Here is a 14315-nt window from a genome sequence, read left to right as displayed (position 1 = left end):
GTCAGAGGGCCCCGTCGAAACCGTTCTGCCGCCACGCCTCGTAGGCGACGATCGCCGCGCTGTTCGCGAGGTTGAGGGAGCGGCGGCCGGCGAGCATCGGGATGCGGAGCGCCTCGGTGATGTGCGGGTCCCCGAGCACCTCCGGCGGGAGCCCCGTGGGCTCGGGGCCGAAGAGGAGGACGTCGCCGGGCCCGTACGCGACCTCGTGATGGTGCCGCGTCGCGTGCGCGGTGTAGGCGTAGACGGTGCGCGGCTCCAGCGCCGCCCAGGCGGCGTCGAGGTCGGCGTGCACGCTCACGTGCGCGAGGTCGTGGTAGTCCAGGCCGGCGCGGCGGAGCTTGGGCTCGGAGAGGTCGAAGCCCAGCGGCTCGACCAGGTGCAGCTCGCATCCGGTGACGGCGGCGATGCGGATCGCGTTGCCCGTGTTGGGGGCGATCCGGGGCTCGAAGAACAGAATGCGGAACACGGGTGACGATCCTGTCACCCGTGTCCCGCAGTCGCTGGAGGAGGGGCCGTCAGCCGACCAGGTCGGAGACGCGCTGCTGCACCTGCTTGGCGGTGCTGCGCAGCTGGAACGCCGAGATGACCTGCACGATGCCGATGGCGACGGCCCAGATGCCGGCGACCAGCACGAGCACCTCGACCGAGAACGGGTAGGCGATGAGCACCGCGCCGCCGGCGAGGCTGATCAGGCCCAGGATCACGACCCACACGCGGTTGGGGAGCTGCTTGTCGGAGATGCCGATCACGATGGACGTGACGCCCGAGAAGATCCAGCTGACGCCGATCCAGATGCCGAGGATCGCGACCGAGTTGACCACGTCGTCCCGGAAGCAGGAGACGCCGAGGACGAGCGCGAGCGCGCCGCTGATCACGGTGAGCACGCGGTGCTGCGTCTCGCCGAGGATGCCGGCGATCACCTGGAACGCGCCGGTCAGGAGCAGGAAGACGCCGAAGAGGATGCCGACGACGAGCGTGGTCGGTCCGGGCCACACCGCGATGATGACGCCGAGCACGATGGAGAGGACGCCGAGGGCGAGGATCGCCTGCCACGTCGACTTGACGCCCTGCTGGATGCCCTGCTGGAGGGGGTTCTGATGAGTCATGGAGTCAGTATCTGTTGGATGGCGAACGAAGGCGACTCGAACCGGCGGAAATCGTCGTGCTGATCCCAGGGCGATAGGATGTGGGCCGTGACGGCGCTTGTACTGGACGGTAAGAAGACCCGCGACGAACTCTTCGAGAGCTTCCGAGAGCGCGTGGCGGCGCTGCGGGCCCGCGGGGTCGTCCCCGGGCTCGGCACCGTGCTCGTCGGGGACGACCCGGGCTCGCGCTCCTACGTCAAGGGCAAGCACGCCGACTGCGCGAAGGTCGGCATCGAGTCGATCCGCCGCGATCTCCCGGAGGAGATCACGCAGGGCGAGCTCGAGGCCGTGATCGACGACCTCAACGCCGATCCCTCGTGCACCGGCTACATCGTGCAGCTCCCGCTCCCGAAGCACATCGACGAGAACGCGATCCTCGAGCGGATCGACCCGGCCAAGGACGCCGACGGCCTGCACCCGACGAACCTGGGCCGGCTCGTGCTCGGCGCCGCGGGGCCGCTGCCCTGCACCCCGCACGGCATCGTGCACCTGCTGCGCCGCTACGACGTCCCGCTCGACGGGGCGCACGTCGTGGTCGTCGGGCGCGGTGTCACCGTGGGGCGGCCCATCGGCCTCCTGCTCACCCGCCGCTCCGAGAACGCCACGGTCACGCTGTGCCACACCGGCACCCGGGACCTGGCCGCTGAGGTGCGCCGGGCCGACATCGTGATCGCCGCCGCCGGCGTGCCCGGACTGATCACCGCCGACATGGTCAAGCCCGGCGCCGCCGTGCTCGACGTCGGCGTCAGCCGCACCGAGGACGGCCTGCGCGGCGACGTCGCCCCCGAGGTCACCGAGGTCGCCGGTCACCTCTCGCCGAACCCCGGCGGCGTCGGTCCGCTGACCCGGGCCTTCCTGCTGGGGAACGTGATCGACGCCGCGGAGCGCGATCTCGCGCGTTCGGACGAGGCCTAGTGGCCGAACCCGCGGTCGAGCAGTACCGGCGCGCCCGCATGGTGCGCGCCGTGATCGCGAACGCGGGGTACGTGGCCGTCGTGGGGGTACTGACCACGGGGATGGTCCTGGTCGGGCTGGAGTACTGGCGCCGCGGCCTGTACGTCTTCGGCGCGGGGACGGGCCTCGCCGCGGTCCTGCGTGCCGCCCTGCCCGAACGGAGGCAGGGGCTGCTCCGGGTGCGGAGCAGGTGGTTCGACGTCACCGTGCTCGCCCTGGCGGCTGCGGCGATCCTCTTCGTCTCGTACGGGATCAAGGCGCTCGGCACCTAGCCAACCCGCATACTCGAAACTTCGAATTTACATTCTTGTATGTAACGTTTAGGCATCGGGTATGATGTGCTCAGGTAACGGTTCGTCGAGCGATCCGATCGGAGGTGCCATGCGGATCTCGTCCTTCGGTGCCTCCGTCGGCTCCGGACCCGTGCACTGCGTGCTCCTCGACATCGAGGACGGGCACGTGGTCGGCCGCGAGGCGCGCACCATCGATCCCGGTCCGTACCGCCTCGGGCGCCGCGGCAACCTGCTGTCCTCGGGCTTCGACCTCCTCGCCGGCCATGCGGAGCGCGACGTCGACGCATCCGCTGTGACCGTCCGTTCGCGGCGCGATCTGCTCTCCGTCCGCCTGGGCGCGCGCGGCGGCGTCCGCGCGGCGGGGATCGTCCGCGAGGCCGACGCCGTCCTGCGAGGCCTCGGCGAACGCGGCTCCATCGCCCGCTACGACACCGCGCTCGTCGCCGACCTCGGCGCCGATGAGACGCGCCTGTACACCGTGCGCGACGGTGCCGTCGTCGCCGAGCGCCGTACCCGCGCCGTCGTGCTCGACGGGGCCGGGGCCGCCTCGACCGACGACGTCGCCGCGCTCGTGCGCTCGGCGGCCTCCGCCGCCCCCGAGGCGATGGCACTCGTAGGCTCCGGCGCGCTGAACACCGTAGTGCGGGAAGCGATCGCCGGGGTGGCTCGGGACGCCGGCATCGAACCGCTCCTCATCGACGAGCCCGAGACCATCACGGCGTCCGGTGCCGCGTTGATCGCGGCGGACCGCCGGGCGGCGGGCGCCGCGCCGTCGTCGCTGGTCGACAGCGGCATCGGCGTCCTGGGCGGGCACAGCGTCCGCCTCACCGCGGCGATCCTGCCGCTGCTCGTGGTCGCCGCGCTCACCGGTGCGGTGCTGGCCACGGGGTACGCGACGGGGATCATCGGCCCCGCCGCGCGCAGCACGGAGCAGGTCGTCCCCACCTCCTCCGACTCGGTGACCTCCGAGGAGGACGAGTCCGCGTCGGAGACCAGGATCGCCACCGTCACGTCGTCACTGCCGCCGGAGCGGCCTGTCGTGCCCACTACCGTGGCGCCCGAGCCGGGGCGCGGGGACGCGGTCACCCCGACGATGACGACCTTCGCGCCGCCGCCCGTGGTGCCCACCACGACTCGGCCGCCGGTTCCCACGTCGCCGACCGCTCCGCCGACGTCGCCGACGGGAACCCTCCCGACCACGATCCTCCCGAGCATTCCTACCGGCACCCCGACCGGCACCCCGACGGGGTCGCCGTCCGGGACCACGGGGCCGGGCACGCCGACGGAGGGTACGGGCACGAACCCGCCGAGCCCGGACGCCCCGCTGCCCATGCCGGGGAACGGCCTCGTCGCCCCCGGCGCCGGCGGCGCGCAGGGCACGGGCGGCTCGAGCTCGAATCCGGTGAACACCGGAGCGGCGCAGTCGGATCCGTCCTCCGCCGAGGTGGCGCCGGGGCCGGCGATCGGCGACGTCGCGGCGCCGACGGTGACCGAACCCGCACCCTGACGGGACGTTCCGCCCGGCGGGTCAGCGGCGCGCGAACTCCAGGGTCCGGCGCAGCAGTGCCGCCACGGCGTCCATCTCGGTGAGGAAGCCGTCGTGCCCGTCGCGGGAGTGCACGATCACCAGATCGTCACTGCCGGGCAGCGACTCCGCGAGCTCGCGCTGCAGGCGCAGGGGGTAGAGGCGGTCGGAATCGATGCCGCCCACCACGACCGGGACCCGGCAGCCCCGCAGGGCCGCCTCGACGCCGCCGCGACCGCGGCCCACGTCGTGATGGTTGAGCACGTCGGTGAGCACCACGTAGCTGCCCGCGTCGAACCGGTTCACCAGCTTCGCGGCCTGATGCTCGAGGTAGGAGGTCACGGCGTACCGGCCGCCCGCGCGGGGATCCTCGTCGCCCTGCGGCCGGTTCTCGAACCGGCTGTCCAGCTCGACCTCGGTGCGATAGGTCAGGTGCGCGATCCGCCGCGCGACGCCGAGGCCGGCGTCGGGATGCGTGCCGCTGTCGTGGTAATCGCCGCCCTGCCAGGCCGGATCGGCCTTGATCGCGGCGATCTGCGTGGTCTGTGTGCCGATCTGGTCGGCCGTGGCGCGGGCGCCCACGGCGAGGACCAGCGCCGAGCGCAGGAAATCGCCGTACATCAGGGCCCATTCGAGGGCCCGCGCGCCGCCCATCGACCCGCCCACGACAGACGCGATGTCGTGCACGTCCAACGCGCGCAGCAGCGCCGCCTCGGCCTCCACCTGGTCGCGGACCGTGATCACCGGGAAGCGGGAGCCGTAGGGGCGACCGTCCGGCGCGATCGACGCGGGCCCCGTCGAACCCGAGCACCCGCCCAGGACGTTCGCGGAGACGACGCACCACTCGTCCGTGTCGACGGCGGCGCCGGGGCCGATCAACCCGTCCCACCAGCCGGCGGAGCGGTGGTCGTCGTCCGCCGGGCCGGTGACGTGGGAGTCGCCCGTCAGGGCGTGGAGCGTCAGGAGCACGTTGTCCCGTGCCGCGTTGGGGGTGCCCCAGCGTTGGAAGGTCATCGTGACGTCCTCAAGGACCTCACCCGACTCGAGGACCAGGGGGCCGAGCGCGACCGACTGCAGCGCACCGTCGGGAACCCGGGCCCAGTCGCCCGGGAGGCTGTCGGTGGGCCGGCCTGTGCGGGTGCTGATGGTCACCGAACCCTCTCCTCGCGCTTGCCACCCGGCGGGGGCCGCCGGGAAACCGGGTCATCACCCGGGGCACCCCACCGCGGTGGAGGGTTGCCGGTCAGCAAGCCGGGGCTGCGCACTGACACTCATGACCACTGGCTGCAGCATAACCGACGGGCAGTTCCGTGAACGAGGTCACAGGGGTGGGCGGGAAGCGCGGAAGGCGGTGAGGCGTTACACCGTTCCGTGGAATCTTCTACCCGGACCAGGCTGGCGGTCGGCGCCATGGCGCTCGGCGGCTTCGGCATCGGCACCACCGAGTTCGCCGCGATGGGGCTGCTGCCCGACATCGCCGCCGACCTCGAGGTCACCGAGCCGGTCGCCGGCCACGTGATCTCGGCGTACGCGCTGGGCGTCGTGGTCGGGGCGCCCCTCATCGCGGCCGCCTTCGCCCGGGTGCCGCGCCGGGTGCTCCTCATCGCGCTGATGATCGCGTTCACCGTCGGCAACGCGTTGTCGGTGTTCGCCCCGACCTACGGGACGTTGATGGCGGCCCGCTTCGTCGCGGGGCTCCCGCACGGCGCGTTCTTCGGCGTGGCCGCGCTCGTCGCGGCGCACCTCGCGGGCCCCGCGGAGCGCGGTCGCGCGGTCGGGCAGGTGCTGATGGGGCTCTCGGTCGCGAACGTGATCGGCGTGCCGCTGGTCACCTGGCTGGGGACCGCCCTGAGCTGGCGGTACGCCATGGGCGTCGTGGTGGTGATCGGCGCCGTCACCGTGGCGGCGCTGCTGGCCTTCCTGCCGTCGGTGCAGATCCCCGTGACCAACCCGCTCACGGAGCTGGGCGCCCTCGCGCGGCCGCAGGTGTGGTTCGCGCTGCTCACCGGCGTCGTCGGCTTCGGCGGCATGTTCGCCGTGTACACGTACATCTCCACCACGCTCACCTCGGTCTCGGGCCTGAGCGCGGCCTCGGTGCCGGCGGTCCTGGCGGCGTACGGCGTCGGCATGGTGATCGGCAACGTCGTGGGCGGCCGCGCCGCCGACAGCTCGGTGACGCGGTCGATCGCGGTCGCGCTGGCCGCGCTCGTCGTGCTGCAGGCGCTGTTCTCGGTGTTCGCGCCGCAGCCCTTCGCCGCGGTGACCCTGTTCTTCCTCATCGGCCTCACCGCCTCCGCACTCGTGCCCGCGCTCCAGACCCGCCTGATGGACGTCGCCGGCGAGGCGCAGACCCTGGCCGCCACGCTGAACCACTCGGCGCTCAACATCGCGAACGCGCTCGGCGCCCTCCTCGGCGGCGCGGTCATCGCGGCGGGCGGCGGGTACACCGCGCCCGCGCTGGCGGGCAGCGCGCTGGCGCTCGCGGGCCTCGTCGTCTTCGGGATCGGGATGCTGCTCGCGCGGCGGACCGCGGAACCTGTCGGAGCCCCTCGGTAGGGTCTTGGACTATGCGAAGGATTCTCGCCCTGTGCGCGATCGCGCTGCTCACCGTCTTCGGGCTCGTGGCGTGCGGCAAGTCGACCGCCGAGCCGTCCGCGACGGCCATGCCGGCAACCACGTCGGCGGCCGGCGCGTCGGGCGGCGCCCGCGCCTCGGCACCGTCGAACTCCGCGGTGCCCGCGCGCGTCCTCGCGACGCTCGCCCGGATCGACGCGGGCACGTGGCCGCCGAAGGACGGCTCGGGTACGCAGGGCGGCCGCAACTTCGGAAACTTCGAGAAGCGCCTGCCCGCGACCGATAAGCAGGGCAAGCGCGCGAAGTACACGGAGTGGGACGTCAACGTGAAGAAGTCCGGCCGCGGCCGGGACGCCGAGCGCATCATCACCGGGGCCGACGGCGGCGCCTGGTACACCCTGGACCACTACGAGACCTTCACGAGGATCCGATGAGCACCCTCCCGCAGTTCCTCACCTCCGGCGCCGGTGCCGCGCTGACCGGCACCGATCTGGACTCCCTCAAGCGTCGCGAGCGCCCGCGGGTGCTGGTGGCCCGCGGCAGCCGCATGCGCACCAAAGCCGCACTCCTCGACGAGGTCTCGGCCGCGCTGCAGTTCCCGCTCGACTTCGGTGCCAATTGGGACGCGCTCGCCGACAGCCTGGGCGATCTCGACTGGCTCGGCGGTCCGGCGGCGGTCGTGCTCGGCGTCGCCGAGGCCGAGCAGGTGCTCGCCGACGAGGCCGGCTCCCTGGCCACGTTCGTCGCGGTGCTCGCCGACCGGGAGGTGCAGGTGCTGCTGTCCGTGTCCGACGGTGCCGATGTGCCCCGGGTGCGCTCCGCCTGGGCCGCGGCCGGCCTGACCGTGGAGGCGCTCGCGTGATCATCACGTCGATCAACGTCAACGGTATCCGCGCGGCGGTGAAGCAGCGCTCCGAGGAGAACCTCGGCATGCTGCCCTGGCTTCGTGGGACGAAGGCGGAGGTGGTGCTCCTGCAGGAGGTGCGCGCTACCCACAAGCAGACGCTGACGGCGCTCGCGCCCGCGCTGGAGGAGGGCTGGCACCTCGCTGCCGCCGAGTCCTCGACCGCGGGCCGCAACGGCGTCGCCGTGCTCTCGCGGCGCGAGGCGGACGCGGTGCGCGTCGGCTTCGGCAGCGAGGAGTTCGACCACGCGGGCCGCTACCTCGAGGCCGACTTCGACGGGCTGACCGTCGGCTCGCTGTACCTCCCGTCGGGCGACGTGGGTACCGAGCGGCAGGACGAGAAGGACCGCTTCCGCGCCGAGTTCGGCGCCTACCTGGCGAAGCTGGGCCGGCGGCGCCGCGAGGTGCTGGTGTGCGGCGACTGGAACATCGGCCACACCGAGCTGGACATCAAGAACTGGAAGGGCAACGTCAAGAACTCGGGCTTCCTGCCCGAGGAGCGGGCCTGGATGAGCGAGTACATCGGCGAGGGGCGCGCCTTCAAGGACGTCGTGCGCGAGCTGCACCCCGGCGAGCCGGGGCCGTACGCCTGGTGGTCCTGGCGGGGCAAGGCCTTCGACAACGACTCGGGCTGGCGCATCGACCTGCAGATCGCCAACAACGCGCTGGCGAAGCGGGCCGTGTCCGCGCACGTCGAGCGGGCCGAGGCTTACAACCTGCGCTGGTCCGACCATGCGCCGGTCACCGTGGAGTACGCGGACTAGGGCCGGTCCGCGGCCGGGCGCGCTCCGGCTCGCGTACGGGCAGGTCGATCGCGCGAAACGCCGGGGCGATCGGGCCGCCGGGGCCCGGTGGGACGGTCACGCCGGTCGTGATGATGTGCGCGAACGCCGTCAGATGGGCGGCCACCTCGATGGGCGCTGTGGACTCGGGGATCGCGGCGTAGCCGTGTGCGCACGCGCGTGCTGCGCCGAACGGGAGACCGAAGACCCGGGCGAGCACCGCCGCGAGCGCGTCGGCGCGGCGGTGCAGTGCGCGCACGTACCAGGCGTCCAGCTCCGGGGTGGTCCCGCGCAGCTCCTCGAGGCCGGGCTCCAGGTCGCGATACCCGCTGAGTGATGACCACCTCCGGTCGAGGGCGTGCAGATCGTTCAACAGATTGCGCAGGGTGATCGGTTGCGGTGAGACGGCGCCGGGATTCAGTGGATCGGGAACGCCCAGCGCCTCGAAGAAGCCTGCGGGCGGCCAGGCGAAATGTTCGTCTCCGGGCTCGATCGCCGTCGCCGCGGCGACCTCGGGATCGTCGAGGTCCGGGGGCCAGCACGGCCCGATCCGTTCGCGGGGTGCGAGTACCTTGCGGATGGCGTCCGCCGGTCGGGGCAGCCACCACGTCGTGGGGTATGCCGCCGCAGCCACTGTGGGGAAGTGCCGGCGCAGGGTTCGCGAACTGATGTCGCCTGTCGCCTCCGCCAGGTCGGTGAACGAGATGTTCGCGGTGTGGCGCGCTGCCATGAGGCGCAGGCACGCCTCGGAGACTCGGCGGTCGAAGGCCCTCTGCCGCGCAGGCATCACCGGCCCCGCCCAATACCGATCGCGCCGATCCTCCGCGTCGTACTGCGCCCGCCCAGGCGTCCTCGAATCCCCACCCATGCCGTCCCCCGATCGACCTGTTGAGTTGCGTGCCACGCTACCGACACCGTGCCCCGTCCGTGCTCGGTTCGGGAGTCCGGAGCGAGGAGGGAACGGAACGGGCGCTATGACATCGTGACCGCCAGTGACAGATCCGATACGAGTAGAACGGCCGGACGCCTCGCCGGGCACGAGCCTCGTTCGGAGGCGACGCCGGACCGCGGTCCTCAGGCGTCCGGTTTGTCACTGGCGGTCACGATTTCATAGTCAGCCGGTCGCAGTGGGTGCCCGTGTGTCGGCGCGGTCGCCCCCCCGCGCGTCGCACAGCCGGCACCGTCGGACCGAATACTGAGGAGACCCGCGGAACCGCGGTCGATAGACTCGTTCCTCGTGACGGAAACCGCCCCCACCCCCGCGAAGCGGCAGCGTGCGCTGTCGGGCATCCAGCCGACCTCGGATTCGTTCCATCTCGGCAACTACCTGGGCGCGGTGCGGCAGTGGGTGAAGCTGCAGGACGAGTTCGAGACGTTCTACTTCATCCCCAACATGCACGGCATCACGACGCCGCACGACCCGAAGGCGCTGCGCGAGCGCACCGTCTTCGCCGCGGCGCAGCTCCTGGCGCTGGGCGTGGACCCGGCCCGCTCGACGATGTTCGTGCAGTCGCAGATCCCCGAGCACGCGGAACTGACCTGGGTGCTCAGCTGCATCACCGGCTTCGGCGAGGCCAGCCGGATGACGCAGTTCAAGGACAAGTCGGCGAAGAACGGCACCGACAGCTCGTCGGTGGGCCTGTTCACGTACCCGATCCTCATGGCCGCGGACATCCTGCTCTACCGCCCGCAGCTCGTGCCCGTGGGCGAGGACCAGCGGCAGCACCTTGAGCTCACCCGGAACCTGGCGCAGCGCTTCAACACCCGGTTCAAGAAGACCTTCGTGGTGCCCGAGGCGTACATCGTCTCCGACACCGCGAAGATCTACGACCTGCAGAACCCCACCGCCAAGATGAGCAAGTCGGCGGAGTCCGACGCGGGGCTGATCAGCATCCTCGACGACCCCAAGATCATCGCGAAGCGGGTCAAGTCCGCGGTCACCGACACTGAGCGGGAGATCCGCTTCGATCGCGAGAACAAGCCCGGCGTCTCCAACCTGCTGACCATCGAGTCGGCGTTCACGGGCACCCCGATCCCGGAGCTGGAGCGCTCCTATGAGGGCAAGGGCTACGGCGATCTGAAGACGCAGGTGGCAGACGTGCTCGTCGACTTCGCCACGCCGCTGCGGGGCCGGGTCCAGGGCTACCTCGACGACCGCGCCGAGTTGGACAAGGTCCTGACCGCCGGTCGGGAGCGGGCACGCGAGATCGCGTCCCGGACCCTCGCCGACGTCTACGACAGGGTAGGGTTCCTGGCGCCCTAGCCCGTGTGCAGTAGCGAACTGCAGGAGGACGTCTCCACATGCTCCAGAAGTACCGCGACAAGTGGCCGTGGTTCGACCACATCATGGCGGCCGCGACCCGGTACCAGGACAAGAAGGGCGACTACTTCGGCGCCGGGATCACGTACTTCAGCGTGTTCGCCCTGTTCCCGCTGATCATGGTGGCCTTCGCCATCGGCGGCTACATCCTCATCAACGACGCGGACCTGCTCGCTGAGATCAAGGCCCAGATCAACTCCGTGATCAGCGACGAGAGCCTGCGCAAGTCGGTCAGCGACCTGGTGGACCAGGCGATCGCCTCGCGCAGCACCGTCGGCATCGTGGGTCTCGCCGGTGCCCTCTGGGCCGGCCTCGGCTGGATGGCGAACGTTCGCGCCGGTCTCACGGAGATGTGGGACAGCGAGGTGCCGAAGGAGAACTTCGTCAAGACCAAGTTCGCCGACCTCGGCGCGCTCGCGGGCCTGTTCGTCGCGATGGTGGCCTGCATCGCGCTGATGGCCGCGGGGAGCAGCCCGCTCACGGCCAAGCTCCTCGACAAGGCCGGACTGGACGATGCCCCCGGCCTCCACTTCGTCATCTCCGGGGCGACCCTCCTGGTCACGCTCCTCGCGCTGTGGCTCCTGTGGACCTTCGTGATCGCGCGTCTGCCGCGGGTGCAGTTCCCGTGGCGCAACGCCACCCGCGCGGGCCTCATGGCGGCGGTGGCGTTCATGATCCTCATCCAGCTCGCGACCCTGCTCATCGGCAACGCGATGAAGGGCCCGGCCGGCGCCACCTTCGGCCCGATCCTCGGCATCATGCTGTTCATCTACTTCACCGCGCGGATCGTGCTGTTCGCGACCGCGTGGGCCGCCACCGATCCGCGGAACCAGCGGTACGTGATCCCTGCCGCCCCGGCGCCCGTGGTGATCTCGCCCGTCATCCGCTCCGAGCCCGACGCCGGCCGGACCGCCCTCGCCGGCGCGGCCGGGCTCGTCGCCGGACTGGGCCTCGGCTCACTGCTGCGCCGCAAGCGCTGACGCGCGCCGCTCAGGCGTCCTCGGGCGCGGTCGCCCGCGGCAGCGTCCGGCCCCGGAAGAAGGCGGGCCGCGTCACGGCGCACGCGATCATCAGCGGCACGCCGAGGACCAGCATGCCGATGCCGATCACGAAGACGCCGCCGATCCCGCCGATCACCGTCTGTCCGTAGTCGGGCGCGATCATGTCGACCGCGCTCTGCACGAAGGCCCAGATCATCGCCGCGCCGCCGAGCACGGGGAAGACCAGGCGCAGCACCAGGTTCCGCATCGACCGGCGCAGTGTCCGCCGGAAGTACCACGCGCACGCGAACGCCGTGATCGCGTAGTAGAAGGCCACCGCCAGCCCCAGCGAGCTGATCGAGTCCTCCAGGGTGTTGCGGCTGAGCAGCGCGAGCGTGAGGTAGAAGGCGAGCGCGGACCCGCCCATCACGACGGTGCCGAACGACGGGGTGAGGTACTTCGGATGCACGCGCGCGAACCGCTCCGGCACCGCCCGGTAGATCGCCATCGCGAGCGTGCCCCGCGCCGTCGGCAGCACCGTCGACTGCGTCGAGGACAGCGCCGAGAGGGCGACCGTGAGCACCAACAGGCCCGCGAGCACCGCGCCCCCGACGGGCCGGCCGAGCACGGTGAGGACGTCGTCGTGGTTGTCGGTGTTGCCGAGCCCGAGGCCGGTCTCGCCGAAGCCCGAATACGACTGCACGGCAACGGCGACGAGCACGTAGGTGCCCATGAGCACGACCGTCGCGAGCACCGCGGCCCGGCCGGGCGTCGACGACGAGTCCTTGGTCTCCTCGCCGACGGCCAGGCAGGCATCCCAGCCCCAGTAGAGGAAGATGCAGAGGATCACCGCGGCCGCGATCTGGGAGGCGCTCAGCCCCGTCGGATCCAGCCAGTCCCAGCTCGGCCGCACGGCCTGCGGTCCCGCCGTGCCCCGGTACACCGCCCACAGCGCGGCCACCGCGGCCACGCCGAGCACCGCGAACTGGATGGACATGAGCACGTTCTGCATGCGCTCCGAGACGACGATCCCGCGGTACGACACCCAGGTCATCGCGACGATCAGCGCACACCCGAAGCCCACCACGGCGACGCGGTCGTCCGCGAGGGAGGTCAGGCCGACGAAGCGCAGGAGGTAGCTCGCCGCGATCTCGGCGACGTTCGCCAGGCAGATGATCGCCGAGACCGCGAGGCCCCAGCCGCCCAGCCAGCCGATCCACGGCCCGAACGCCCTACTGCCCCAGGTGAACGTGGTCCCGGCGTCGGGGGTGTCGGCGGCCAGTTCCTTGTACGCGACGGCCACCATGAGCATGGGAACGAAGGCGACCACGAACATCGCCGGCGCCTTGCCCTGCACGTGCCCGACGACGCCGCCGAGCGTCGCCGCGAGGCTGTACGCCGGGGCGGTCGACGAGAGGCCGATCGCCATGTTGCTCAGCAGGCCCAGAGAGTTCGAGCGCAGGCCCTTGTCCGGGACCGGTGCGGCGCCGACGGGCGCGGCGACCACCTCAGCGGCCCCGGTTGGTGCGCATCGCGGCGCCCACCAGGACGGCGATGAGGCCGAGCCCGCCGAGCCCGATCAGGAGCCGCGTGCCGTTGCCCATCCCCGACGGTCCGCTCTCCACCACCAGGTCCTCCTGCGCCCGCTCGGGCCGGCTCGCGGCACCGTCGGCCGCGACCAGCGTGCCCACGGACTTCCCGCGCAGCGCGACGCCGTAGTCGAGGAGCCGCCGGTACTGGTCCCAGTAGGTGTTGCCAGTCTGCGAGAGGCCGAACATCTGCACGATCACGTAGCGGTGGCCGTCGCGGTCGACCGCGCCGACGAAGGTCTTCTTCGCGTCGTCGGTGTAGCCGTTCTTACCGGCCACCGCGCCGGGGAAGTCGGTGAGCAGGCGGTTCTCGTTGACGATCGGATACGGCGCCACCGAGGTGGGGGCCGGCGGCGGGCTCTGTCCGGGCGGGGGCGGCGTCGACGGCGCGGTGGTCGGCACCGGCGGGTGGCCGGGGAACGTGACCTGCTTCGTCGATGCGATGCGCACGAACCGCTCGTCCTGCAGCGCCGCCCGCAGGAGGAGCGCCATGTCGTACGGGCTCGAGCTCATGCCGGGGCCGTCGAGGCCCGACGGTGACGCGGTCCGCGTATCGCGCGCGCCGAGGGACTCGGCCAGCGTGTTCATCTTCCGCAGGGTCGCGTCCACGCCGCCCAGCTGCCGCGCCAGGGCGTGCGCGGCGTCGTTGCCGGACGCCAGCAGGAGGCCCTCGAGGAGCTGCTCGACGGTGTAGCGGCCGCCGACGTTCACGCCCGCGCCGTTGCCCTCCTGCGCGGCGTCCTCGACGGTGCCCTCGACCACCGTCGTGAGGTCGAGATCGCGCAGCGCGACCTGCGCGAGCAGCACCTTGATCGTGCTCGCCGGCCGGTACCGGCCGTGCGGATCCTTCGCCGCGACGACGGTGCCGTCGGTGACGTCCGCGATGAGCCAGCCGGCGGAGTCGATGCCGGGCGGGACGGGCGGCGCACCGTCGGGCACGACGACGCCGCACCCGCCCAGCTTCGCGCCCCCGACGGGCGGGTCCGGCACGGCGAGCGGCGTGGGGCTCGGTTGCCCGGGCTTCGGGACCTCGGACTCGTCGACGGCGGGCGGCGGGACCTGCTTGTGCGGGCAGGCGTCGGTCACCAGGGTCTTCGCCGCGGGGCCGGGCGTGGGCGACGGTGCAGGGCCGGGCGTCGCGGCGGCCGGGGCGGCGAGTGCGCCGAGCAGGCCGGCGGTCGCGAGGACACGGCCCGCGGTGGTCAGAGTGCGCGCGATCATCGCGCTCATCGTAGTCCGCTACGGTGGC

At 72.0% G+C, this 14315-nt stretch carries 15 protein-coding genes and 1 riboswitch; of the genes, 9 read left to right on the top strand and 6 right to left on the bottom strand.

Features of this window, described 5'->3' with window-relative positions:
- Position 1: 1 nt before the first annotated feature.
- A complete protein-coding gene (locus tag WFK95_RS15745) occupies positions 2–466 on the bottom strand; it encodes a tRNA (cytidine(34)-2'-O)-methyltransferase (RefSeq protein WP_224651128.1) in 465 nt (154 codons plus the stop codon).
- A 49-nt stretch (positions 467–515) separates the two neighbouring features.
- Positions 516–1106 carry an HdeD family acid-resistance protein gene (locus WFK95_RS15740; RefSeq protein ID WP_224651131.1) on the bottom strand — a complete coding sequence of 197 codons (591 nt, stop codon included), beginning with the start codon at positions 1104–1106 and terminating at the stop codon, positions 516–518.
- Between the two features lie 87 nt (positions 1107–1193).
- On the opposite strand from WFK95_RS15740, the gene WFK95_RS15735 reads away from it, so the two are divergent.
- The 3 genes from WFK95_RS15735 (at position 1194) to WFK95_RS15725 (ending at position 3899) form a co-directional block, all read left to right on the top strand.
- Positions 1194–2060 (top strand): bifunctional methylenetetrahydrofolate dehydrogenase/methenyltetrahydrofolate cyclohydrolase, encoded by an 867-nt coding sequence (locus tag WFK95_RS15735; RefSeq protein WP_224651134.1) that lies wholly within the window; start codon positions 1194–1196, stop codon positions 2058–2060.
- Entirely contained in the window at positions 2060–2371 is a 312-nt protein-coding gene (locus WFK95_RS15730; protein ID WP_224651137.1) for a DUF3017 domain-containing protein, read from the top strand. The genes WFK95_RS15735 and WFK95_RS15730 overlap by 1 nt, the downstream gene beginning before the upstream one ends.
- A gap of 109 nt (positions 2372–2480) precedes the next feature.
- Positions 2481–3899: a hypothetical protein gene (locus WFK95_RS15725; RefSeq protein ID WP_336671219.1), complete on the top strand. Its 1419-nt coding sequence runs from the start codon at positions 2481–2483 to the stop codon at positions 3897–3899.
- Positions 3900–3920: 21 nt separating this feature from the next.
- On the opposite strand, the gene metX is transcribed toward WFK95_RS15725, so the two are convergent.
- Complete coding sequence (gene metX / locus WFK95_RS15720; protein ID WP_224651140.1) at positions 3921–5069, bottom strand: homoserine O-acetyltransferase MetX; 1149 nt, start codon at positions 5067–5069, stop codon at positions 3921–3923.
- 9 nt (positions 5070–5078) lie between these two features.
- Positions 5079–5196: riboswitch (SAM riboswitch) on the bottom strand.
- Positions 5197–5327: 131 nt separating this feature from the next.
- On the opposite strand from metX, the gene WFK95_RS15715 reads away from it, so the two are divergent.
- The 4 genes from WFK95_RS15715 to WFK95_RS15700 are packed head-to-tail and all read left to right on the top strand — an operon-like array spanning position 5328 to position 8159.
- On the top strand, positions 5328–6473 hold the full coding sequence (locus WFK95_RS15715) for an MFS transporter (RefSeq protein ID WP_224651173.1): 1146 nt from the start codon (positions 5328–5330) through the stop codon (positions 6471–6473).
- An 11-nt stretch (positions 6474–6484) separates the two neighbouring features.
- The gene (locus WFK95_RS15710) at positions 6485–6925 is read left to right on the top strand and encodes a ribonuclease domain-containing protein (protein WP_336671218.1); all 441 of its coding nucleotides are present in this window, start codon (positions 6485–6487) and stop codon (positions 6923–6925) included.
- Complete coding sequence (locus tag WFK95_RS15705) at positions 6922–7353, top strand: barstar family protein (protein WP_224651148.1); 432 nt, start codon at positions 6922–6924, stop codon at positions 7351–7353. The genes WFK95_RS15710 and WFK95_RS15705 overlap by 4 nt, the downstream gene beginning before the upstream one ends.
- The gene (locus WFK95_RS15700; protein WP_224651151.1) at positions 7350–8159 is read left to right on the top strand and encodes an exodeoxyribonuclease III; all 810 of its coding nucleotides are present in this window, start codon (positions 7350–7352) and stop codon (positions 8157–8159) included. Before WFK95_RS15705 ends, WFK95_RS15700 begins: the two co-directional genes overlap by 4 nt.
- Here WFK95_RS15700 and WFK95_RS15695 read toward each other — a convergent pair.
- Complete coding sequence (locus WFK95_RS15695) at positions 8137–8964, bottom strand: hypothetical protein (RefSeq protein WP_224651154.1); 828 nt, start codon at positions 8962–8964, stop codon at positions 8137–8139. The genes WFK95_RS15700 and WFK95_RS15695 overlap by 23 nt on opposite strands.
- Positions 8965–9414: 450 nt before the next feature.
- Between WFK95_RS15695 and trpS the strand changes: the two genes are divergently transcribed.
- The gene (gene trpS, locus WFK95_RS15690) at positions 9415–10440 is read left to right on the top strand and encodes a tryptophan--tRNA ligase (RefSeq protein ID WP_224651156.1); all 1026 of its coding nucleotides are present in this window, start codon (positions 9415–9417) and stop codon (positions 10438–10440) included.
- 38 nt (positions 10441–10478) lie between these two features.
- Positions 10479–11477, top strand: coding sequence for an inner membrane protein YhjD (gene yhjD / locus WFK95_RS15685; RefSeq protein WP_224651159.1), 999 nt, complete (start codon positions 10479–10481; stop codon positions 11475–11477).
- 10 nt (positions 11478–11487) lie between these two features.
- Here the strand turns inward: yhjD and WFK95_RS15680 are convergent, their stop codons facing one another.
- Positions 11488–12984, bottom strand: a complete 1497-nt coding sequence (locus WFK95_RS15680; protein ID WP_336671217.1) for an APC family permease — start codon at positions 12982–12984, stop codon at positions 11488–11490.
- 1 nt (position 12985) lies between these two features.
- Positions 12986–14287, bottom strand: a complete 1302-nt coding sequence (locus WFK95_RS15675) for a D-alanyl-D-alanine carboxypeptidase family protein (protein WP_336671216.1) — start codon at positions 14285–14287, stop codon at positions 12986–12988.
- Positions 14288–14315: the final 28 nt, after the last annotated feature.

Source organism: Tsukamurella sp. USMM236 (assembly GCF_037148755.1).
Classification (GTDB): domain Bacteria; phylum Actinomycetota; class Actinomycetes; order Mycobacteriales; family Mycobacteriaceae; genus Tsukamurella.
The sequence above is the reverse complement of the archived record's forward strand: the minus strand, read 5'-3'. Positions and strand labels throughout refer to the sequence as shown.